This is a genomic window from Pseudonocardia sp. EC080619-01 (assembly GCF_001420995.1).
Lineage (GTDB): Bacteria > Actinomycetota > Actinomycetes > Mycobacteriales > Pseudonocardiaceae > Pseudonocardia.
The window spans coordinates 3,577,770-3,598,002 of sequence record NZ_CP012184.1 but is presented as its reverse complement, the minus strand read 5'-3'; the positions used below and the strand labels follow the sequence as shown (position 1 = coordinate 3,598,002).

General features: G+C 71.9%; 17 protein-coding genes. All 17 read right to left on the bottom strand.

All coding sequences use genetic code 11. The features are described from left to right. Nucleotides 1–44: 44 nt before the first annotated feature. The 17 genes from nuoN to AD017_RS16715 all read right to left on the bottom strand — a co-directional run bounded on the left by nuoN (nucleotide 45) and on the right by AD017_RS16715 (nucleotide 20,074). Nucleotides 45–1,670, bottom strand: coding sequence for an NADH-quinone oxidoreductase subunit NuoN (gene nuoN / locus AD017_RS16795; protein ID WP_010244244.1), 1,626 nt, complete (start codon nucleotides 1,668–1,670; stop codon nucleotides 45–47). After that, a complete protein-coding gene (locus AD017_RS16790; protein ID WP_010244247.1) occupies nucleotides 1,667–3,325 on the bottom strand; it encodes an NADH-quinone oxidoreductase subunit M in 1,659 nt (552 codons plus the stop codon). The genes nuoN and AD017_RS16790 overlap by 4 nt, the downstream gene beginning before the upstream one ends. Beyond that, the gene (nuoL, locus tag AD017_RS16785) at nucleotides 3,322–5,217 is read right to left on the bottom strand and encodes an NADH-quinone oxidoreductase subunit L (protein WP_369821690.1); all 1,896 of its coding nucleotides are present in this window, start codon (nucleotides 5,215–5,217) and stop codon (nucleotides 3,322–3,324) included. Before nuoL ends, AD017_RS16790 begins: the two co-directional genes overlap by 4 nt. Nucleotides 5,218–5,289: 72 nt before the next feature. Then, nucleotides 5,290–5,589 carry an NADH-quinone oxidoreductase subunit NuoK gene (gene nuoK / locus AD017_RS16780; protein ID WP_010244252.1) on the bottom strand — a complete coding sequence of 100 codons (300 nt, stop codon included), beginning with the start codon at nucleotides 5,587–5,589 and terminating at the stop codon, nucleotides 5,290–5,292. Then, nucleotides 5,586–6,440 carry an NADH-quinone oxidoreductase subunit J gene (locus AD017_RS16775; RefSeq protein WP_010244255.1) on the bottom strand — a complete coding sequence of 285 codons (855 nt, stop codon included), beginning with the start codon at nucleotides 6,438–6,440 and terminating at the stop codon, nucleotides 5,586–5,588. The genes nuoK and AD017_RS16775 overlap by 4 nt, the downstream gene beginning before the upstream one ends. Beyond that, a complete protein-coding gene (gene nuoI / locus AD017_RS16770; protein WP_010244258.1) occupies nucleotides 6,437–6,976 on the bottom strand; it encodes an NADH-quinone oxidoreductase subunit NuoI in 540 nt (179 codons plus the stop codon). The genes AD017_RS16775 and nuoI overlap by 4 nt, the downstream gene beginning before the upstream one ends. Then, complete coding sequence (gene nuoH, locus AD017_RS16765) at nucleotides 6,977–8,221, bottom strand: NADH-quinone oxidoreductase subunit NuoH (protein ID WP_029240154.1); 1,245 nt, start codon at nucleotides 8,219–8,221, stop codon at nucleotides 6,977–6,979. 41 nt (nucleotides 8,222–8,262) lie between these two features. Next, complete coding sequence (locus AD017_RS16760) at nucleotides 8,263–10,704, bottom strand: NADH-quinone oxidoreductase subunit G (protein ID WP_060574790.1); 2,442 nt, start codon at nucleotides 10,702–10,704, stop codon at nucleotides 8,263–8,265. Continuing rightward, a complete protein-coding gene (gene nuoF / locus AD017_RS16755; protein WP_033200784.1) occupies nucleotides 10,701–12,083 on the bottom strand; it encodes an NADH-quinone oxidoreductase subunit NuoF in 1,383 nt (460 codons plus the stop codon). The genes AD017_RS16760 and nuoF overlap by 4 nt, the downstream gene beginning before the upstream one ends. Before the next feature lie 4 nt (nucleotides 12,084–12,087). Then, nucleotides 12,088–12,918: an NAD(P)H-dependent oxidoreductase subunit E gene (locus tag AD017_RS16750; protein ID WP_060574789.1), complete on the bottom strand. Its 831-nt coding sequence runs from the start codon at nucleotides 12,916–12,918 to the stop codon at nucleotides 12,088–12,090. After that, the gene (locus AD017_RS16745) at nucleotides 12,915–14,267 is read right to left on the bottom strand and encodes an NADH-quinone oxidoreductase subunit D (RefSeq protein ID WP_010244273.1); all 1,353 of its coding nucleotides are present in this window, start codon (nucleotides 14,265–14,267) and stop codon (nucleotides 12,915–12,917) included. The genes AD017_RS16750 and AD017_RS16745 overlap by 4 nt, the downstream gene beginning before the upstream one ends. Then, nucleotides 14,264–15,079, bottom strand: coding sequence for an NADH-quinone oxidoreductase subunit C (locus AD017_RS16740; protein ID WP_010244276.1), 816 nt, complete (start codon nucleotides 15,077–15,079; stop codon nucleotides 14,264–14,266). The genes AD017_RS16745 and AD017_RS16740 overlap by 4 nt, the downstream gene beginning before the upstream one ends. Further along, on the bottom strand, nucleotides 15,076–15,783 hold the full coding sequence (locus AD017_RS16735) for an NADH-quinone oxidoreductase subunit B family protein (protein ID WP_010244280.1): 708 nt from the start codon (nucleotides 15,781–15,783) through the stop codon (nucleotides 15,076–15,078). The genes AD017_RS16740 and AD017_RS16735 overlap by 4 nt, the downstream gene beginning before the upstream one ends. Nucleotides 15,784–15,790: 7 nt before the next feature. Further along, nucleotides 15,791–16,156 (bottom strand): NADH-quinone oxidoreductase subunit A, encoded by a 366-nt coding sequence (locus tag AD017_RS16730; RefSeq protein WP_010244283.1) that lies wholly within the window; start codon nucleotides 16,154–16,156, stop codon nucleotides 15,791–15,793. A gap of 1,391 nt (nucleotides 16,157–17,547) precedes the next feature. After that, the gene (locus AD017_RS16725) at nucleotides 17,548–18,240 is read right to left on the bottom strand and encodes a demethylmenaquinone methyltransferase (protein ID WP_010224825.1); all 693 of its coding nucleotides are present in this window, start codon (nucleotides 18,238–18,240) and stop codon (nucleotides 17,548–17,550) included. A gap of 23 nt (nucleotides 18,241–18,263) precedes the next feature. Next, nucleotides 18,264–18,848 (bottom strand): hypothetical protein, encoded by a 585-nt coding sequence (locus tag AD017_RS16720; protein ID WP_145982520.1) that lies wholly within the window; start codon nucleotides 18,846–18,848, stop codon nucleotides 18,264–18,266. 68 nt (nucleotides 18,849–18,916) lie between these two features. Continuing rightward, nucleotides 18,917–20,074, bottom strand: a complete 1,158-nt coding sequence (locus AD017_RS16715) for a glycosyltransferase family 1 protein (protein WP_060574787.1) — start codon at nucleotides 20,072–20,074, stop codon at nucleotides 18,917–18,919. Nucleotides 20,075–20,233 lie beyond the last annotated feature (159 nt).

The window sequence follows — 20,233 nt, the reverse complement described above, 5'->3', positions numbered from 1 at the left end:
ACCCCGGCCACACTCTGTGTCTCCACCCCCACAGCGTACGAACGTCAGCCCGCGAACGCGCCGCTGGCGGCCCATTCGAGGACGGGTGTGGGAAGAATCCCCAGTACCAGCGTCGCGAGCGTGCCCAACGTGATCGCCACGGTGGTGAACGCACCCGGCACGACGACGGTCGGGCCGTCCTCCGCAGGCTCGCTGAAGTACATGAGCACGACGATCCTCAGGTAGAAGAACGCGGCCACCGCCGACGCGACGAGCGCGATCACGACGAGCGGCACCATCCCGTCCGCCGAGGCGGCCGAGAACACCGCGAACTTGGCGGTGAACCCGCTGGTCAGCGGGATTCCGGCGAGCGCGAGCAGCAGGAACGTCATGATCCCCGCAGCGAGCGGGGACCGCTTCGCGAGCCCGGCCCAGGCCGACAGGTGGCTCGCCTCGCCGTCCGGGCCGCGGACCAGCGACACCACGCCGAACACCGCGACCGTGGTGAAGCCGTAGGCGAGCAGGTAGAAGAGCAGTCCGGCGGTGCCCTGCGGGGTGAGGGCCATCGCTCCGAGCAGGATGAACCCGGCGTGGGCGATCGACGAGTAGGCGATCATCCGCTTCACGTCGGTCTGGGTCAGGCCGAGCACCGCGCCGACGACCATCGACACGATCGCGACCGCCCAGAGCACGCCCCGCCACTCCCAGACGGTGCTGCCGAACCCGACGTAGAGCACGCGGGCGATCGCCCCGAACGCGGCGACCTTGGTGCAGGCCGCCATGAACGCGGTGACCGGTGTCGGGGCGCCCTGGTAGACGTCCGGCGTCCAGGTGTGGAACGGCGCCACCGACCCCTTGAACAGCAGCCCCACCAGGAGCAGGGCGAGCCCGGCGAACAGCAGCGTGTCCGACGCGAGCGTGCCCGCGGTGGCCTGCGAGATCGCGCTCAGCCGCACCGACCCGGCGTAGCCGTAGAGCAGCGCGATCCCGTAGAGGAAGAACGCCGAGCCGAAGGCACCCAGCAGGAAGTACTTGACCGCCGCCTCCTGCGACAGCAGCCGCCGGCGACGGGCCAGGCCACACATCAGGTACAGCGGGAGCGACAGCACCTCGAGCGCGATGAACATCGTCAGCAGGTCGTTGGCCGCGACGAACGCCATCATCCCGCCGAGCGCGAACAGCACGAACGGGAACGGCTCCGTCTGCATCGTCGGCTGCTCGTCCGGCGCGCCGTAGGAGCGGTCCACGTGCTCGGGAGGTGCCCCGCCACCGGTGGCGGGGACGCCGGCGCGGGCCGCGGCCCGCTCGGCCGCGGAGGCCACGAACACCCCGCCGGGTTCGACCGACCGGTCCGCCAGCAGGAGGAGGCTCGGGATCGCCAGCACGATCAGCGTGCCCCACAGGAACAGAGCGGGACTGTCGACGGCCAGTGCCGCGCCGAAGGTGAGCACCGGCCCGGGCGACGACAGCGCGTACCCCGCCAGTGCCACCAGCGCCGCGACCAGGGTGATCCCGGTCCACAGCACCTGCACCGGCCAGCGCTGGTGCCGGGGCAGGAACGCCTCCAGCAGCACCGACACGCAGGCGCCGGCGAACACGATCCACAGCGGCGAGGACGCCGCCCAGTCGATCGGTGGCATCTCGATCTGCGTCACCTGCGCCGGGAGGGCCGTCGGGAGCAGCACGGTCATCGGATCCCTCCAGCGGGCACCGGGTCGGGCAGGCCGAGCTCTGCCATGGTCGCCGTCACCGACGGGTTGATCAGGTCGAGCACCGGCGCCGGGTAGAAGCCCAGCACGACGATCGCGACGATCAGCGGCGCGAGCACGCCGATCTCACGGCCGGTGAGGTCCGGGAAGCCGCTGCCCTTGCGTTGCGCAGCGACCACCGGGTCGATCATCGACCCGGGCCCGCCCGCGCCCCCGCGCTCCAGGGCCGCGATGACGGCGTCGCCGCGGACCGGGCCCTGCATCGTGCGCTGGTAGAACCACAGCACGTAGAGCGCGGCGAAGATGATCCCGACGGTCGCGATGATCGTGAACACCGGGCGGGTCGGGAACGACCCGAGGAGCACCAGGAACTCCGAGACGAACGAGTTCGTGCCCGGCAGCGCCAGCGACGACATCCCGGCCAGCAGCAGGCAGCCCGCCATCACCGGCGCCAGCTTCGCGACACCGCCGTAGTCGGAGATCAGCCGGGACCCGCCGCGGCTGATCAGCACGCCGACCATCACGAACAGCATGCCGGTCGAGAGACCGTGGTTGACCATGTAGAGCGTCGCCCCGGCGAAGGCCTGCGAGGAGAACGCGAACACCCCGAGCGCGATGAACCCGAAGTGCGCGACCGACGTGTAGGCGACGAACCGGCCCATGTCGGTCTGGCCGACCGCGAGCAGCGCCGCGTAGACGATCCCGGCGACCGCCAGCACCAGCACCACCGGCGCCATGATCTGGCTGGCCTGCGGGAACAGCGGCAGCAGGTAGCGGAGGAAGCCGAACGTGCCGACCTTGTCGAGGACGCCGACGAGCAGCACCGCCCCGACGATCGGGGCCTCGGCGCCGGCGTCGGGCAGCCAGGTGTGGAACGGCACCAGCGGCGCCTTGATCGCGAACGCGACGAAGAAGCCGAGGAACAACCACACCTGGGTCGACGGCGGCACGCTCGCCGCCATCGTCTGCAGCTCGGCCCAGGTGAAGGTCCCCTGCCCGAGCTGCTGCTCGCTGACCACGAACAGGCCGATCAGCGAGGCCAGCATGATCAGGCCGCCGAGCAGCGAGTAGAGGAAGAACTTCACCGCCGCGTACTGCCGCCTCGGTCCGCCGAAGCGACCGATCAGGAAGTACATCGGGACCAGCATGGCCTCGAAGAACACGTAGAACAGGAAGACGTCGGTCGCGGCGAAGACGCCGACCAGCGTCGCCTCGGTGGCCAGCAGCAGCGCGAAGTAGCCGGCCGCCGAACGCCCCTCGGGCAGCTTCTCCGCCCAGGCGAACAGCATCAGGCCGGGCACGAGGAACGCGGTGAGCGCGATCATCGCCAGCGCGATGCCGTCGACGCCGAAGGCGATGTGGGTGCCGAAGGCCGGGATCCACGGGAGCGAGAACTCCAGCTGGAAGCGGGTGCCCGCCTGCGCCGAGGGGATCGAGTACATCCCCCAGGCGACGACGACGAGCACGAACTCCAGCAACGCCGTCGCCATCGCGACGGCCTTCGCGGCGGGCACGTTGCGGCGCAACGGGTACATCACCAGCGCGCCGGCCACCGGGACCAGCAGCAGGACCAGCAGGAACGGGTTCCCACCGGACCCGGGGACGATCGGGTCGACCATCTGGGCCTGGGCGATCATGCGAACCTCACCGCCAGCATCGCCGCGACGATGATAACCCCGCCGCCGAGCATCGATAGGGCATAGGACCGGACGAAGCCGGTCTGCATCCGGCGGAGCCTGCCGGAGCCACCGCCGAACGCGGCCGCGGTCCCGTTGACCACGCCGTCGATCCCGCGGTTGTCGAAGAACACCAGCAGCCGGGTGAGCCAGATCCCGGGCCGCTCGATGAAGGCCTCGTTGAAGGCGTTCGCCCCGAGGTCGGCGCGGGCCGCCCGGACGACCGGCGAGACCCGCTGCGGGCGTTCCACCGGCACGGAGGAGCGCCCGACGAACAGGTACGCCAGCAGGACACCGAGCAGCGAGATCCCGACGACCAGCCACGGGATCACCGCGTGCGGCAGCACCCCGCCCTCGGCCTCGACCCGCTCCCCGACCGACGGTGCCAGCCAGGTCGGCAGCACCCCGTAGAGCAGGCCACCGGCGAACACCGAGCCGAACGCCAGCACGATCATCGGGACGGTCATCGTCACCGGGGACTCGTGCGGGTGGTACTCCCGGCCGTCGGTGGATCTCAGGTCCTTCCAGCGGCTCTCACCGAAGAAGGTCATGAGCATCAGCCGGGTCATGTAGAAGCCGGTCAGGCCGGCCGCGAGCGTCGCGAGCCCGCCGAAGGTCCAGCCCTGCCAGCCGTCCTGGGCGAACGCGGCCTCGATGATCGCGTCCTTGGAGAAGTAGCCGGACAGGAACGGGAACCCGATCAGCGCGAGGTAGCCGAGGCCGAAGGTCACGAAGGTGACCGGCATCTTCTTCCACAGCCCGCCGAACCGGCGCATGTCGACGTCGTCGTTCATGGCGTGCATGACCGAGCCGGCCCCGAGGAAGAGCCCCGCCTTGAAGAAGCCGTGCGTGAGCAGGTGCAGGATGCCGAGCGCGTAGCCGACCGGGCCGAGCCCGACGGCCAGGATCATGTAGCCGATCTGGCTGACCGTGGAGTAGGCCAGCACCTTCTTGATGTCGTCGTAGGCGCAGCCGACGATCGCACCGATCATCAGCGTGACCACGCCGATGATCGAGACGACCAGCCGACCGGTCTCCGAGAGGTCGTAGACCGGCGAGGCGCGCGCGATGAGGTAGACACCCGCGGTGACCATCGTCGCCGCGTGGATCAGGGCCGAGACCGGGGTCGGGCCCTCCATCGCGTCCGGGAGCCAGGACTGCAGCGGGAACTGGCCCGACTTGCCGCAGGCGCCGAGCAGGAGCAGGAGGGTGACCGCCAGGACGGTCCCGCCGGGCACCTCGCCGATCCGGGCGAAGACCTCGGTGTACTGCAGCGTCCCGAGCTCCAGCCAGAGCAGGAAGATCGCGATGGCCAGGCCGACGTCGCCGACCCGGTTCATGATGAACGCCTTCTTCGCGGCCGTCGCCGCGGACGCCCGGTCCTGGTAGAAGCCGATCAGCAGGTAGGACGCCAGGCCGACGCCCTCCCAGCCGAGGTACAGCATCACGAAGTTGTTGCCGAGGACCAGCACGAGCATGGCCGCGACGAACAGGTTCAGCTGGGCGAAGAACCGCCGGCGGTTCGGGTCGTCGCTCATGTAGCCCACCGAGTAGAGGTGGATGAGCGCACCGACACCGGTGATGAGCAGGACGAACGTCAGCGACAGCGGGTCGAGCCGGACGCCGAAGTCCACGCTCAGCGCGCCGGACGACATCCACTCGTAGATCGAGAGCTCGCGGGTGCGGGCGTCCGGGTCGAGCCCGAGGGTCTCGACGAAGATCGCGAGGCCGACGGCGAAGGCGGCCACCACGGTCGCGACGCCGAGCCAGTGGCCCCAGGCGTCGGCCCGGCGGCCGGCCAGGAACAGCACCAGTGCGCCCGCGGCGGGGAGCGCGATCAGCAGCCACGCCAGCGACGCGGCGCCGGTGGCGGGTTCGACCGCCTGCGCGAGGGTGAGGGGGAGCTGGGTCACCGTTGTCCGCTCCTAGTACTTCAGCAGGTTCGCGTCGTCCACCGAGGACGACTGCCGGGCGCGGAAGATCGCAGTGATGATCGCGAGGCCGACCACGACCTCACAGGCGGCGACGACCATCACGAACAGCGCCATCACCTGGCCGTCGAGGTTCCCGTTGATCCGCGAGAACGTGACCAGGGACAGGTTGACGGCGTTCAGCATCAGCTCGATGCACATGAACACGACGACGGCGTTGCGGCGGACGAGCACGCCGACGGCACCGATGCTGAACAGCAGGGCCGAGAGCAGCAGGTAGTACTCGGGTGTCATCGGTCCTCCCCGGTCGCACTCGCCTCGCCCGACTCGATCGTGCGGTCGGGGGCGGGACGTCCGGTGAGCGCGTGCGCGTCCGGCGTCGTGGTGTCGGGGACGTCGACCGCGACCGACTCGATGATCTCGGCCATCGAGTCCTGTGCGATCGACCCGTCCGGCAGCAGCGCCGGCACCGCCACCGAGTTCGCGGTCGCGTAGACACCCGGGCCGGGCAGCGGCGAGATCCGGGCGTGCTGCCCGCGCAGCCGTCGCAGCACCGTCTCGCGTTGCGAGAGCTTGGCGTGCTGGGAGCTCTGCGACCCGGTCAGCACCATCCCGCCGAGCGCGGCCACCATCAGCAGCGCCGCCGACAGCTCGAACGCCAGCAGATAGTCGGTGAAGATCAGCCTGCCGAGCCCGGCGACGTTCGCGCTGCCGCCCATCCCGCCCGCCTGCAGGCCGGCCGGGGTGACCTCGGTGAGGCCCCGGGAGATCCCGGCGACCAGCAGCGCGGCGAGCCCGACGCCGAACACCAGCGCCGCGGCCCGCTGACCGCGGAGCACCTCGATCACCGAGTCCTTCGAGTCCTTCCCGACCAGCATCAGGACGAACAGGAACAGCATCATCACCGCGCCGGTGTAGACGATGATCTGCACGAACCCGAGGAACGGCGCCGACTGCACGATGTAGAGCACCGCGATCGAGAACATCGTCAGCACCAGCAGCAGCGCGGCGTGCACCGCGTGCCGGGCGAAGACCAGGCCGAGCGCGCCGGCCAGGGCCACCGGGCCGAGGATCCAGAACGTGATCGCCTCGCCCGTCGTCACCTCCCCGGCGGCCTGGGCCAGCACGGCGTACGGGGTCGTCATCGCACCTGCTCCCCGGTCTGGTCCAGGACGGAGACCTTCGCGAGCGTCGGCCCGGAGACGTAGTAGTCCTGCTCGTCGTCGCCCAGACGCATCGGGTGCGGCGGCTGCTCCATCCCCGGCAGCAGCGGAGCCATCAGCTGCTCCTTGGTGTAGATGAGGTCCTGCCGGTTGTCGTCGGCCAGCTCGTAGAAGTTCGTCATCGTCAGCGAACGGGTCGGGCAGGCCTCGATGCACAGGCCGCAGCCGATGCACCGCAGGTAGTTGATCTGGTAGATCGCGCCGTAGCGCTCACCCGGGGAGTACCGGGCCTCCTCGGTGTTGTCGCCGCCCTCGACGTAGATCGCGTCGGCCGGGCACGCCCAGGCGCACAGCTCGCAGCCGACGCACTTCTCCAGCCCGTCCGGGTGCCGGTTGAGCTGGTGCCGACCGTGGTAGCGGGGCGCGGCCGGGGGGAAGTCCTCGGGGTACTCCTCGGTGACGACCTTCTTGAACATCGTCGAGAAGGTGACGCCGAAACCCTTGAAGAAGTCGAACATCTACTCGCTCTCCCTTCCGGCACCGACGGCCTTGCGACGCCTGGGGGGTGATTCGGGGACCTTCAGGTCCAGTGGCGGCACCGGGTAGTCCGACGCCGGTTCCACCGGTGGTGGCTCGACCTGCCGGTCCGGGAGCAGGAAGGCCACCGCGAGGACGACGGCCAGCGCGAACCCGATCAGCGACAGCAGCAGGACGACGTTGTCGCCACCGGAGCTCTGGAAGGCGCGGATGCCGAAGATCGCGACGGTCCACACCAGCATCACCGGGATGAGGACCTTCCATCCCAGCTTCATGAACTGGTCGTAGCGGAACCGCGGCAGCGTGCCGCGCAGCCAGATGAAGACGAACAGGAACAGCAGGATCTTCGCGATGAAGAGCAGGAACTGCAGCCAGCCGTACTCGTTGAGGAAGCTCAGCGGCCACGGCCACATCCCGCCGCCGAGGAACAGCGTCACCGCCATCGCCGAGACGGTCACCATGTTCACGTACTCGGCGAGGAAGAACAGCGCGAACTTCAGCGACGAGTACTCGGTGTGGAACCCGCCGACGAGCTCGGACTCGGCCTCGGGGAGGTCGAACGGGGCGCGGTTGGTCTCGCCGACCATCGCGATCACGAAGACCACGAAGCTCGGCACCAGCAGGATCGCGTACCAGCCGCTCGACTGCGACGCGACGATGTCGGCGGTGGAACCGGACCCGGCGTAGAGCACCACGCCGACCAGCGACAGACCGAGCGCGATCTCGTAGGAGATCACCTGCGCCGCGGAGCGCAGCGCGCCGAGCAGGGAGTACGGCGAGCCGGAGGCCCACCCGCCGAGCACGATCCCGTAGACACCGATCGACGAGCAGGCCAGCACGACGAGCACGCCGACCGGCACGTCGACCAGCTGCAGCACGGTCTCCTCGCCGAAGATCGTGACCTCGCCGCCGAACGGGATCACCGAGAGGGCCACGAACGCCGGCACCGTCGAGATGATCGGGGCGACGAAGTAGACCTTCTTGTCGGCGAGCGCCGGCATGATGTCTTCCTTGAACGCCAGCTTCAGCCCGTCGGCGAGGCTCTGGAGCCAGCCACCGGGACCGGTCCGGTTCGGCCCCGGACGGTGCTGCATCCGGCCGACGACCTTGCGCTCCCAGTTGATCATGAACAGGGTCAGCACGACGCCGAGCGCGAAGAGCCCGACGACCTTGATCAGGATCAGCCAGATCGGGTCGTCCGCCAGCAGTTGCTGGGTGCGCGTCATCCCCTCGATCGGAGGCGCGGGCACCTGCAGCGGCAGGAGGTTCACGAGTCGCTCCCGTTCGGGCCGGCCGGCGCCACGCCGACGAGGTCACCGTGCCCGGCCCCGAGGGTGGGCCGGACGTGCGAGCCGGGCGAGCAGGTGGGCAGCCACACGACGCCGTCCGGCAGGTCGGTCAGCGAGACCGGGAGGGTGATCGTGCCGCGGTCGGTGCGGACCGCCGCGTCGTCGCCCTCGACGAGGCCGAGGCGCTCGGCGGTGGCCGCGTTGACCTTCACGTAGGGCCGCCGTGCGGTGCCCGCCAGCGCCGGCTCGTCGATCGCGAGCGAGGCGTCGTCGACCAGCTGGCGGGACGTCGCGAGGACGGCCTGGCCGTAGCCGGGACGGCGCGCCTCACCCGGTGCCCGGGACGGTGCGGCGGTGCCCGGACGGTGCGAGCCGAGCCGGTCGAGCTCCCCGGCCGCGGCGGCCGGGGTCTGGGTGAACAGGTCGACGTCCATCTCGACGCCGAGGGTGTCCAGCACCCGGCAGTCCGGCAGGACTCCGGCCGCGTCCAGCGCGACGCCGAACGGGCGGCGGCGGCCCTCCCAGTTCACATAGGTCCCGGAACGCTGGGCGTCCGGCGCGACCGGCAGCACGACGTCGGCCAGCTCCGTCACCGCCGAGGTGTGGATCTCCAGGCTGACCAGGAAACCGACCTCCCGCAGCGCGGTGATCGCGGCCTGCGGGTCCGCCATGTCCTGCGGGTCCACCCCGCCGACGACGAGTGCCGCCAGCGCACCACCCGCGGCGGCCGCCAGGATGGCGTCACCGTCGCGACCGGGCCGCTCCGGCAGCGGCCCGGAGCCCCAGGCCTGCTCCAGCTCGGCGCGGGCCGCGGCGTCGGTCACCGGACGCCCACCGGGCAGCAGGGTCGGCAGCGCACCGGCCTCCAGCGCCCCGCGGTCCCCGGCCCGGCGCGGCAGCCAGCCGATCGCCGCCCCGGTCCGCGCGGCCAGCGCCGAGACCGCCGAGTAGAGGCCGGGCGACTCCGCCGCGCGGTCCCCGACGAGGATCACCGTGCCCGGCTGCTCCAGCGCCGTCACGACGTCGGCACCGGGGTCGGCGACGACCGCGGCCTCGGCGCCCGGCACGGCGTGCAACACCGTGGCCCCGGTCTTCTCCGCGCCGGTCGAGGTGAAGGGTCCGACCTGGAAGTGCCGCAGCCCCTTCTTCCGCCACGCCTTGCGCAGCCGGAGGAAGACGATCCCGGACTCCTCCTCGGGATCGGTCCCGACGGTGAGCACCGCCGGGGCGTTCTCGATCCGCTCGAAGGTCACCGCGTCGTCGGGGGTGCCCCCGGCGACGTGCGCGGCCAGGAACTCCAGCTCCTCGTCGGAGTGCGGCCGGGCCCGGAAGTCGATGTCGTTGGTGCGGGCGACGACGCGGGCGAACTTGGCGTAGGCGTAGGCGTCCTCGACGGTGAGCCGCCCGCCGGGCAGCACGCCGATGCCGGCGCCGTCGCGGGCCGCGAGCAGGCCCTCCGCGGCGACCTGCAGCGCCTCGGTCCAGGAGGCCTCCTCCAGCTCACCGTTCTCCCGGCGCACCATCGGCCGAGTGATCCGCTCCCGGCTGCCGAGGTAGCGGAAGGCGAAGCGGCCCTTGTCGCAGAGCCACTCCTCGTTGACCTCCGGGTCGTTGCCTGCCAGGCGGCGCAGCACCGTCCCGCGCCGGGAGTCGGTCCGCATGTCGCAGCCGGAGCTGCAGTGCTCGCAGGTGCCGGGCGTCGAGCGCAGGTCGAACGGCCGCGACCGGAACCGGTACGCGGCGCTGGTCAGCGCGCCGACCGGGCAGATCTGGATCGTGTTGCCCGAGAAGTACGACTGGAACGGCTGGTCCTCGGCGATCCCCACCTGCTGGTTCGCGCCGCGCTCCAGCAGGTCGATGAACGGGTCGCCGGCGATCTCCTCGGAGAACCGGGTGCAGCGCTGGCACAACACGCAGCGCTCGCGGTCCAGCAGCACCTCGGTGGAGATCGGCAGCGGCTTCGGGAACGTCCGCTTCGTCTCCACGAACCGGGAGTCGGCGCGGCCGTGCGCCATCGCCTGGTTCTGCAGCGGGCACTCGCCGCCCTTGTCGCAGATCGGGCAGTCCAGCGGGTGGTTGATGAGCAGCAGCTCCATCACGCCCTGCTGCGCCTTGTCCGCCCGCTCCGACGTGTGCTGGGTCTTGACGACCATGCCGTCGGCGACGGTCATCGTGCAGCTGGCCTGCGGCTTCGGCATCGGCCGGCCGCCCATCTCGACCTCGACCAGGCACTGCCGGCAGGCGCCGGCCGGGTCGAGCAGCGGGTGGTCGCAGAACCGCGGGATCACGATGCCGAGGCGCTCGCAGGTGCGGATCAGCAGCTCGCCCTTGGGGGCGTCGACGACCTGGCCGTCGATGGTGAGGCGGACGTGGCCCTCGGGGACCGGGGTCTCGGTCTTCTCGTCCGGCGCGATCGTCATGCGGTGGCTCCGGTCAGTTCAGTGCCGTTGGTCCGTTGCGCGAGCTCCACGTCCGTCAGCTGCTCCGGGCGGTCCACATCGGGCTGCTCCGCGATGAGGTCCAGGAACTCCTGGCGGAAGTACGTGATGCCGCTGGTGATGGGGGACGTGGCGCCGTCCCCGAGCGCGCAGAACGAGCGGCCGAGGATGTTGTCGCAGACGTCGAGCATCATGTCGACGTCGGCGCTCGTCCCCTGGCCGTGCACCATGCGCTCCAGCACCTGCACCAGCCAGTACGTGCCCTCGCGGCACGGGGTGCACTTGCCGCAGCTCTCGTGCTTGTAGAACTCGGTCCACTTCATGACCGCCCACGGCACCGAGACGGTCTCGTTGAAGACCTGCACCGCGGTCGTCCCCAGCATGGAACCGGCCTCGGCGGCGCCCTCGAAGTCGAGCGGGACGTCGAGGTGGTCGGCGGTGAGCAGCGGCGTCGACGAGCCGCCCGGCGTCCAGAACTTCAGCGGGACGCCGTCCTTCATGCCGCCGGCCAGCTCCAGCAGCTCGCGCAGCGTGATGCCGAGCGGGGCCTCGTACTGGCCGGGTCGCTCGACGTGCCCGGAGATCGAGTAGATCTTCGGGCCGGGCGACTTCTCCCGGCCCATCGAGCGGAACCAGTCCGAGCCGCCGTTGACGATCGCCGGGACGCTCGCGATGGTCTCGACGTTGTTCACGACGGTCGGGCAGGCGTACAGCCCGGCGGTCGCCGGGAACGGCGGCTTGAGCCGCGGCTGGCCGCGCCGGCCCTCCAGCGAGTCGAGCAGCGCCGTCTCCTCGCCGCAGATGTAGGCGCCGGCACCGGCGTGCACCACGATCTCCAGGTCGAACCCGGAGCCGAGGATGTCGGTGCCGAGGTAGCCGCGCGCCTTCGCCTCACGGACCGCGGCACGGAGCCGGCGGATGCAGTGCAGCGCCTCGCCGCGCACGTAGATCGCGCAGAAGTTCGCGCGGATCGCGTAGCTGGTGACGATGCAGCCCTCGATGAGCGAGTGCGGGTCGGCCATCATCGTCGGGATGTCCTTGCAGGTGCCCGGCTCGCCCTCGTCGGCGTTGATGACCAGGTACTTCGGCTTCGCGCCGGGGCCCTTCCCGCTGCCGTCGTCCTGCGGGATGAAGCCCCACTTCATGCCGGTCGGGAACCCCGCGCCGCCGCGGCCGCGCAGGCCGGAGTCCTTGATCAGCTGGATGAGCTGGTCCGGGTGGGCGGCGAACGCGGTGCGCAGCGACGTGTAGCCGTCGAGCTGCTCGTAGGTGTCGATGGACCACGACCGCGGCGACAGCCACCGCCTCGTCAGGACGGGCGTGACCGGGTCCGGCTTGCGCACAGGCTCTGTGGTGCTCATGCGATCACTTCTTCTCCGGTAGCGCGGGCATCGCGGGCGGGCTGCCGGGCATCGCCGGGGCGGTCCAGCCGTTGTCCTCGGCCAGCCGCGCCCCCCGCACCGACTCGATCGCCGACGACGGCCCCTCGACCCGGGCGGTCTCGTCGACCGGGGCCGCCTCGTCGGTGAAGCCGGCCAGCTCCAGCTCGACGGTGCGGAGGTCGGTCAGCGGGGCACCGCGGGTCGGCTGCGGACGCTCACCGCGGCGCAGCGCGTCGACCAGCTCGACCGCCGACTCGACCGACTGGTTGTCGAAGTACTCGTAGTCGACCTGCAGGACCGGGGCGAGGTCGCACGCCGCCAGGCACTCCGCGTGCTCGAGCGTGAGGGAGCCGGTCGTGCCCGGCTCGCCCACCGTCTCCTCGTGCCCCAGCGGGCGGTCCTCGGAACCCAGGTGGGTCTGCAGCCGGGTGTAGATGTCGTCCCCGCCGAGCGCCGCGCACAGCGTGTTGGTACACACGCTGACCAGGTGCTCGCCGCAGGGACTGCGCTTGTACATCGTGTAGAACGTCGCCACCGCGGACACCTCGGCCGTGGTCAGCTCGAGGGCCTCGGCGCAGTAGCGGATGCCGTCCTGGCTGACGTAGCCCTCGACCGACTGCACCAGGTGCAGCAGCGGGAGCAGCGCCGACCGCGGCTCCGGGTACTGGGCGATGGTCTCCTTCGTCCGCGCGCGGGTGAGCTCGTCGAACGTCGGCGAGACCGGCGACGGCTCCGGCGGTGCGGGGAACTCGCGCTCCGTCGGGGTGACCGGGGCCGGCGAGTTGGACTCCGGGTTGCCTCCGGGGAGGGTCATCGGTCGCAACCTCCCATCACGGGGTCGATCGACGCGACGGCCGCGATGACGTCGGCGACCTGGCCGCCCTCGCTCATCGCGGGCATCGTCTGCAGGTTCACGAAGCTGGGGTCGCGCACGTGGACGCGGACCGGGCGGGTGCCGCCGTCGGAGACCAGGTGGACGCCGAGCTCGCCGCGCGGGGACTCGACCCCGACGTAGGCCTGGCCCGGCGGCACGTGGAAGCCCTCCGTCACCAGCTTGAAGTGGTGGATCAGCGACTCCATCGACTGACCCATGATCTTGCGGACGTGCTCGAGCGTGGTGCCCATGCCGTCGCTGCCGATCGAGAGCTGAGCCGGCCACGCGACCTTCGGGTCGTCGACCATGACCCGGCCGGGGCCGATCTCGTCGAGCTTCGCCAGCGCCTGCCGCATGATCTTCAGCGACTCGTGGATCTCGGCGACGCGCAGCCGGTAGCGGGCGTAGCAGTCGGCCTCGGTCGCCGTCGGGACCTCGAAGTCGTACTCGTCGTAGACCGAGTACGGCATGTGCTTGCGCAGGTCCCAGGCCAGCCCGGCCGACCGCAGGATCGGACCGGACGCACCGAGCGCCAGGCAGCCGTCGACGGGCAGGTAGCCGACACCCTCCAGCCGCTGCTTCCAGATCGGCTGGCCGGTGAGCAGGCGGTCGTAGTCGGGCAGCCGCGAGTCCATGACGTCGAGGAACTCGGTGACCCGCTCCCGGTACCCCTCGGGGAGGTCCTGGGCGAGCCCGCCGGGCCGGATGAACGCGTGGTTCATCCGCAGGCCGGTCAGGAACTCGAGCAGGTGCAGGACCTCCTCGCGCTCGCGGAACCCCGACGTCATGCCGGTCAGCGCGCCCAGCTCCATGCCGCCGGTGGCGAGTGCGACCAGGTGCGAACCGATCCGGTTGAGCTCCATGAGCAGCACCCGGATGTGCTCGGCCCGGTGCGGCACCTCGACGTCGAGCAGCTTCTCGACGGCCATGCAGTACGCGGCCTCGTTGAACAGCGGCGCCAGGTAGTCCGCGCGGGTCACGAACGTGACCCCCTGCGTCCAGGTCCGGTACTCGCAGTTCTTCTCGATGCCGGTGTGCAGGTAGCCGATCACCGCACGGCCCTGGGTGACGGTCTCGCCCTCCAGCTCGAGGACGAGTCGCAGCACGCCGTGCGTCGACGGGTGCTGCGGACCCATGTTGATGACGATGCGGTCGTCGTGGTCCGCATCCATCAGGGTGTCCCAGTCGCCACCGGTGACCGTGTAGACGGTGCCCTCGGTGGTCTCCCGGCCGGGAGCGGCGTAGGGGTCCTGCTGCGGTGTGGTGGGGCGGTCGTCGGTGCTCGTCACGAGTAGGCCCTCCGCTCGTCGGGCGGCGGGATCTCCGCCCCCTTGTACTCCACGGGGATGCCGCCCAGCGGGTAGCTCTTGCGCTGGGGGTGGCCCTCCCAGTCGTCCGGCATGAGGATCCGGGTCAGCGCGGGATGGCCGTCGAAGACGACGCCGAACATGTCCCAGGTCTCGCGCTCGTGCCAGTCCGCGGTGGGGTACACGTCGACGACGCTGTCGACGTGCAGGTTCTCGATGTCCAGCGCGACCTCGAGCCGGATGCGGCGCCGGTAGGTCATGGACAGCAGGTGGTAGGCGACGTGCACCGGCCGGTCGACGGGCGACCCGTCCGGCGCCGAGTAGTCCACACCGGACACCGTCGCGCAGAACTCGAAGCGCAGGCCCGGGTCGTCGCGCAGCGTGCGGGCGACCGCGTTGAGCTTGTCGGGCAGCACGTACAGGGTCATCTCGTCGCGGTCGATCGTGACCTGCTCGATCGCGTCCCGCGGGATGGATCGCTCGTCCATCGCCGCGCCCAGCTCGTCGGCGAACTCGTCGAACCAGCCGCCGAAGGGCCGCTCGGCCGGCGCCGGCGCGTACCCGGGCAGCGTCAGCCCGCCGTAGCCGGAGGTGTCCCCGGTGCCGCGGACGCCGAACATGCCCGAGCGTGCCCGGGTCTCGGTGATGCGGGCGGCGGGCCGGACACCGGCCAGCGCGTCCCCACCACCACCGGCCTGCTGCTGCTCCAGCGCGGCGCCGCTCTCCTGCGACGACGAGTGCTCGCCGCCGGTGGGCTCGGCGTCGTCCTTCGAGGTACCGGTCGGTCCGGTCACTGCTGCTCACCTCCACGCGCGGCGTCGGCCAGCGACGGCAGGTCCGGCCGCTCGGCCGCGACCAGCTCGTTCAGGGCCGGCTTCGGCTGCGCGCCCGGCTCGAGATGGTTCGGCACGTCCGGGGTGGGCGTGCTCTTCAGCGCGTCCAGCTGCTTGTGCTTCGGCGCGAACTTCACCGACGACGGCACCATCGGCGTCCGGTACCCGGACTCGGCCAGCTCGGCGGCCCGCTTCGGGCCCAGCGGCTCGTCCATGATCTTGGCGTGGATCTTCAGGATCGCGTCGATGAGCATCTCCGGCCGCGGCGGGCAGCCCGGCAGGTACATGTCCACCGGCACGACGTGGTCGACGCCCTGGACGATCGCGTAGTTGTTGAACATGCCGCCGGAGCTGGCGCACACGCCCATCGCGAGCACCCAGCGCGGCTCGGGCATCTGGTCGTAGATCTGGCGCAGGACCGGCGCCATCTTGTTGCTCACCCGGCCCGCGACGATCATCAGGTCGGCCTGGCGCGGCGAGGCACGGAAGACCTCCATGCCGAACCGCGCGAGGTCGTAGCGCGGTGCGCCGGTGGTCATCATCTCGATGGCGCAGCAGGCCAGGCCGAACGTGGCGGGCCAGAGCGACGACTTCCGGGTCCAGTTGACCAGCTTCTCGACGTTGGTCAGCAGGACACCGCTGGGCAGGTTCTCCTCGAGTCCCATGACGGCCTCAGTTCCACTCGAGCCCGCCGCGACGCCATTCGTAGGCGTACGCGAAGGCGATCGTGGCGATGTAGAGCGTGATGGCCACGAACCCGAAGACACCGACCGCGTCGGCGACGACGGCGTACGGGTACATGAACACCAGCTCGATGTCGAACAGGATGAACAGCATCGCCGTGAGGTAGTAGGCGACCGGGACGCGACCGCCACCGACGACGGGTTGCGGCGAGGGCTCGATGCCGCACTCGTAGGAGTCCAGCTTCGCCCGGTTGAACCGGCGCGGCCCGATCAGTGGCGCCGCGGCGACCGAGAACACCGCGAACCCCGCCGCCAACGCGAACAGCAGGACGAGCGGGAGATAGGGATCGAGCATCCGTTCACCTTCGTGGTCGCGCCGCCACCGTCGTTGGTGGTGATCGACAAGCCGGTCGGGGGGACCCTATGTCCGCCACCGTGTGACGAAGAACCCAGGCGAGCCTTACCTGAGGGGGGACCTGGATCACGTGTGATCCACATCGTCGCTGGTCGAGGCCCTCCGATCGCCGTGTCGAGCACCACGCTTGTGAAAAACTTCACGAACGTCGCGACGAGTGTAGGACGTGAGCCACGGATCCGCGTCGGCGGATCGGGCGAGGACGACGAACTTCTTGCGGCGCAACGCGACGCGACCGGGCGGTGACAGAGGGTCCGGCACCGCCCGGCCGGTGCGACAGCGCTCGCCCCGTGCGGGAGCGGTCGGTCGGTGCAGGCACGAATCCGTGCAGGACCGGTCGGGCCGTGCAGGACCGGTCGGGCCGTGCAGGACCGGTCGGGCCGTGCAGGACCGGTCGGGCCGTGCAGGACCGGTCGGTCGGGGCCGGAGCGCTCGGGCGATGCAGGAACCGCCGGTCGGGCCGGAGCGCTCGGGATGCAGGAGCCGCCCGGCGCGCGGAGAACGGTGCCCCTCGGCCCGGTGCCGGCGGCCGCCCCGTGCGGTCGGCCGTGGTCCGGCCGCCGGTCCGGCTCTGACGCGCCGGGCACCCACGGATCGCCGCACAGCTTCCCGAGCAGTCGCGCACCCTGCAGGGCAGCCGCACAGCCCGCAGGCCCGCCGCGTACCCCGCAGCGGCGGTACCGCTCCCCCGGCGGCAGCTGTCGCACCCGTAACCGCACAGGCTCTCTTCCAGCCGCACAGTCTGCTGGCTCGCCGCACAACTCCGAGCCTGTGCGGGACGCCGCAAGGGTGTGCGGTTGCGCTGGGGGGTGGGCGGCGAGGGTGGCCCGGCGGGGGCGGGCGCCGGGGGCCGGGGCCCCCGGGGGCGATTCGCCCGGCTGGCGGTGTCGTGCCGCATCGGGCGGCGGCAACGGGGTGGAGCACGACGTGGGAGAGGCCGCGACAGCCGCACGCCCGCGAAGGACCGCACACCCGGCCGACAGCCACACACCCTCGAGGACCCGCACCCGGCCGACAGCCGCACACCTCCGAGGAACCGCACACCCGGCCGAGCGGCCGCACACCCGGCGCCGGGAAGCCGCACAGCCGCACCGCGACCGCACAGGTTCGTTGCCTGCCGCACAGGTCCGGACTTGTGCGGCAGGCGCGGAATCTGTGCGCGGGCAGCACAGAACCTGTGCGGCGGCGCGGCGCGGCGGGGCGCGGCGCGGCGCGGCGGGGGGCGCGGAGGCGGGGCGGGGGCCCGGGGGACGAGGCGCGGCGGCACGGCCCCGGCGGCACGGCGCGGCGGCGGCGCCGGGACGGGGCGTCGGCGCGGAGGCCGGCGTGGGTCAGGCGGGCTTGTACGCCCGGTGCAGCGCCACGGCGCCGACGGTGAGGTTGCGCCAGGCCACCCGCTCCCAGCCCGCGTCGGCGATCTTCTGGGAGAGCGCGGCCTGGTCGGGCCAGTCCCGGATCGACTCGGCGAGGTAGAGGTAGGCATCCGGGTTCGAGGACACCGTGCGGGCCACGGTGGGGATCAGGTGCCCGAGGACGGCGCCCTGGTAGAGCGCGCGGAACGGCGCCCAGGTGGGGGTGGAGAACTCGCAGACCACGAGACGTCCGCCGGGGCGGGTCACCCGGGCCATCTCGCGCAGCCCGGCGACGGTGTCGGCGACGTTGCGCAGGCCGAAGGAGATCGTGACGGCGTCGAACGAGGCGTCGGCGAAGGGCAGGTGCAGGGCGTCGGCGGCGGCCTTCGGCACGTCGCGGTGGGCGCCCGCGCGCAGCATGCCCAGCGAGAAGTCGGCGGCGACGCACCAGGCGCCGTCCTTCGCGAGCTCGACGGTGGACACCGCGGTACCGGCGGCGAGGTCGAGGACCTTCTCGCCGGGCGAGAGGGCCAGTGCGCGCCGGGTCTGCACCCGCCAGTAGCGGTCCTGACCGCCGGACATCGCGGTGTTGGTCAGGTCGTAGCGCCGGGCGACGCCGTCGAACATCCGGGCGACGTCGTGCGGATCCTTGTCGAGCTCGGCGCGGGACACGCCACGAGCGTACGCAGCGGCGGTCACCGCTCGCCGAACTGCTCCCGCAGGACCTCGCGCAGCCCGGACAGGTACTCCGCACGGACCCGGGCCGCGGTCGCCGGCCACTCCCCGGCGGGGGTGTCGACGCGGGTCCCGGGTCCGGTGAAGGCGCCCATCCCGTGCAGGGCGATCCACCGGTGGTCGTAGTCGTGCGGGGCGCCCCGGTCCCAGGCGACGGCCCGCACGGCGGCGCGCCGGACCCGGGCCGGGTCGGCGAAGGCCCACCGGTTCACCGCCTCGCCGAACCGCTCGCGCAGCACCCCGACCGCCGACGCGGCCGTGGGGTCGGTGCAGCGGGTCGCGTCGAACCGGGCGCGGACCTGGGCCGCGTAGAACCAGCGGGCGGCCTCCGCCATGTCGCCCTCGGCGACCAGGTTCTCCGACAGGGCGAACAGCACCGGCGGCAGCACCCGGTGCGGCTCGGCCAGCACCTCGGCCCTGGCGGTCGTACGGACGGCCGGGTTGCGGTCGAGCAGCCGCTGCATCTGCGCGACGGCGGCCGAGGTGTCCACCCCGGCGAGCTCACCCTGCGGTTCGACGACGACGGTCGTGCCCACGTGTGTCATGCCGCCGAGCCTGCGCCGGGCGGGCTCCTCCCGGATCCGCACGACTACGCAGCCGCGACCGAGCGGGGTCAGGCGGCGAGGCGCTCGGGCGCGGCGTGCAGCACCTGGGTGTAGTGCGCGAGCAGCTCGTCCCCGACCGCGGTCCAGGTGCGGCGCAGGACGGACTGGCGGGCGGCGGTGCCGAACGCCCGGTTGCGGCCCGGGTCGCACAGCGCGGTGACGGCGCCGACCAGCTCGCGGTCGGCCTCGTCGGTGGCGGGGTCGCCGGGCTCGCCGCCGTCCGGGCGGGGTGCGACGAGGTACCCGGTGCGGCCGGGCAGGACGAGGTCGCGCGGTCCGCCCGCGTCCGGCGCGACGACCGGGACACCGGAGGCCAGCGCCTCCTGCACGGCCTGGCAGAACGTCTCGGCCTGTCCGGTGTGGACGAAGACGTCGAGGCTGGCGTAGATCCGGGCGAGCTCGTCGCCGCCGCGGTGCCCCAGGAACGCCGCCGACGGCAGCCGCTCCCGCAGCCCGTCAGCGCTCGGCCCGTCCCCGACGACGACCAGCCGTGTCCCGGGCATCGACCCCAGCACCGCGAGCCGGTCGACCTGCTTCTCCGGGGCCAGCCGGCCGACGAACCCGATCAGCCGTTCCCCGTCCGGCGCCAGCTCGGCGCGCAGCGCGTCGTCGCGCCGGGAGGGGGTGAACCGCCGGGTGTCGACGCCGCGCGCCCACTGGTGCACCCGCGGGACGCCGCGCTCGCGCAGCGCGCCGGTCGCCCAGCTGGACGGGGCGAGCGTGCGGTCCGCCATCGAGTGCAGCCGGCAGGTCCAGCGCCAGGCCGCACGGGCGGTGAGACCGAGCCCGTACGACGAGGCGAACCCGGCGACGTCGGTCTGGTAGATCGCGACCGTCGGGATGCCGAGCCGGCGCGCGGCGGCCAGCCCCCGCGCCCCGACGACGAACGGCGCGGCCAGGTGGACGACGTCCGGCCGGAACGCCCGCAGCGCGGTGAGCACCCGGCGGCTCGGGACGCCGACCGGCATCGAGTTGACCACCGGGAGCCCGACGGCGGGGATCCGGACGACCGGGATCCCGTCGTACTCCTGCGGCTCACCGGACCCGGGTGCGATCACGAGGACGTCGTGACCACCGGCCCGCAGGTGCTCGCACACCCGCAGGACGGAGTTGGTGACGCCGTTGACCACCGGCAGGAAGCATTCCGAGACGATTGCGACGCGCACGGTTCGACAGTGCTCGGAGCGGGACGCCGGGCCGGGTCCACGGCGTGATCAACCACCCAACCCTCGGCGAACATCGGGTGGGGCGCCCGCGAGTTGGTGTGCCCGGCACGGTCGCGTCATCTCGCGGTCGCGACCGGGTCACCACCTGCCCGGACACTC

Excerpts from the sequence above, each read along its gene's own strand:
- nuoH (WP_029240154.1), bottom strand. The coding sequence starts at position 8,221 with ATGACGCGCACCCAGCAACTGCTGGCGGACGACCCGATCTGGCTGATC.
- AD017_RS16730 (WP_010244283.1), bottom strand. The coding sequence starts at position 16,156 with ATGCTCGATCCCTATCTCCCGCTCGTCCTGCTGTTCGCGTTGGCGGCG.
- AD017_RS16790 (WP_010244247.1), bottom strand. The coding sequence starts at position 3,325 with ATGATCGCCCAGGCCCAGATGGTCGACCCGATCGTCCCCGGGTCCGGT.
- AD017_RS16775 (WP_010244255.1), bottom strand. The coding sequence starts at position 6,440 with ATGACGACCCCGTACGCCGTGCTGGCCCAGGCCGCCGGGGAGGTGACG.
- AD017_RS16735 (WP_010244280.1), bottom strand. The coding sequence starts at position 15,783 with ATGGGACTCGAGGAGAACCTGCCCAGCGGTGTCCTGCTGACCAACGTC.
- AD017_RS16720 (WP_145982520.1), bottom strand. The coding sequence starts at position 18,848 with ATGACACACGTGGGCACGACCGTCGTCGTCGAACCGCAGGGTGAGCTC.
- AD017_RS16760 (WP_060574790.1), bottom strand. The coding sequence starts at position 10,704 with ATGACGATCGCGCCGGACGAGAAGACCGAGACCCCGGTCCCCGAGGGC.
- AD017_RS16750 (WP_060574789.1), bottom strand. The coding sequence starts at position 12,918 with ATGACCCTCCCCGGAGGCAACCCGGAGTCCAACTCGCCGGCCCCGGTC.
- nuoN (WP_010244244.1), bottom strand. The coding sequence starts at position 1,670 with ATGACCGTGCTGCTCCCGACGGCCCTCCCGGCGCAGGTGACGCAGATC.
- nuoF (WP_033200784.1), bottom strand. The coding sequence starts at position 12,083 with ATGAGCACCACAGAGCCTGTGCGCAAGCCGGACCCGGTCACGCCCGTC.
- nuoK (WP_010244252.1), bottom strand. The coding sequence starts at position 5,589 with ATGACACCCGAGTACTACCTGCTGCTCTCGGCCCTGCTGTTCAGCATC.
- nuoI (WP_010244258.1), bottom strand. The coding sequence starts at position 6,976 with ATGTTCGACTTCTTCAAGGGTTTCGGCGTCACCTTCTCGACGATGTTC.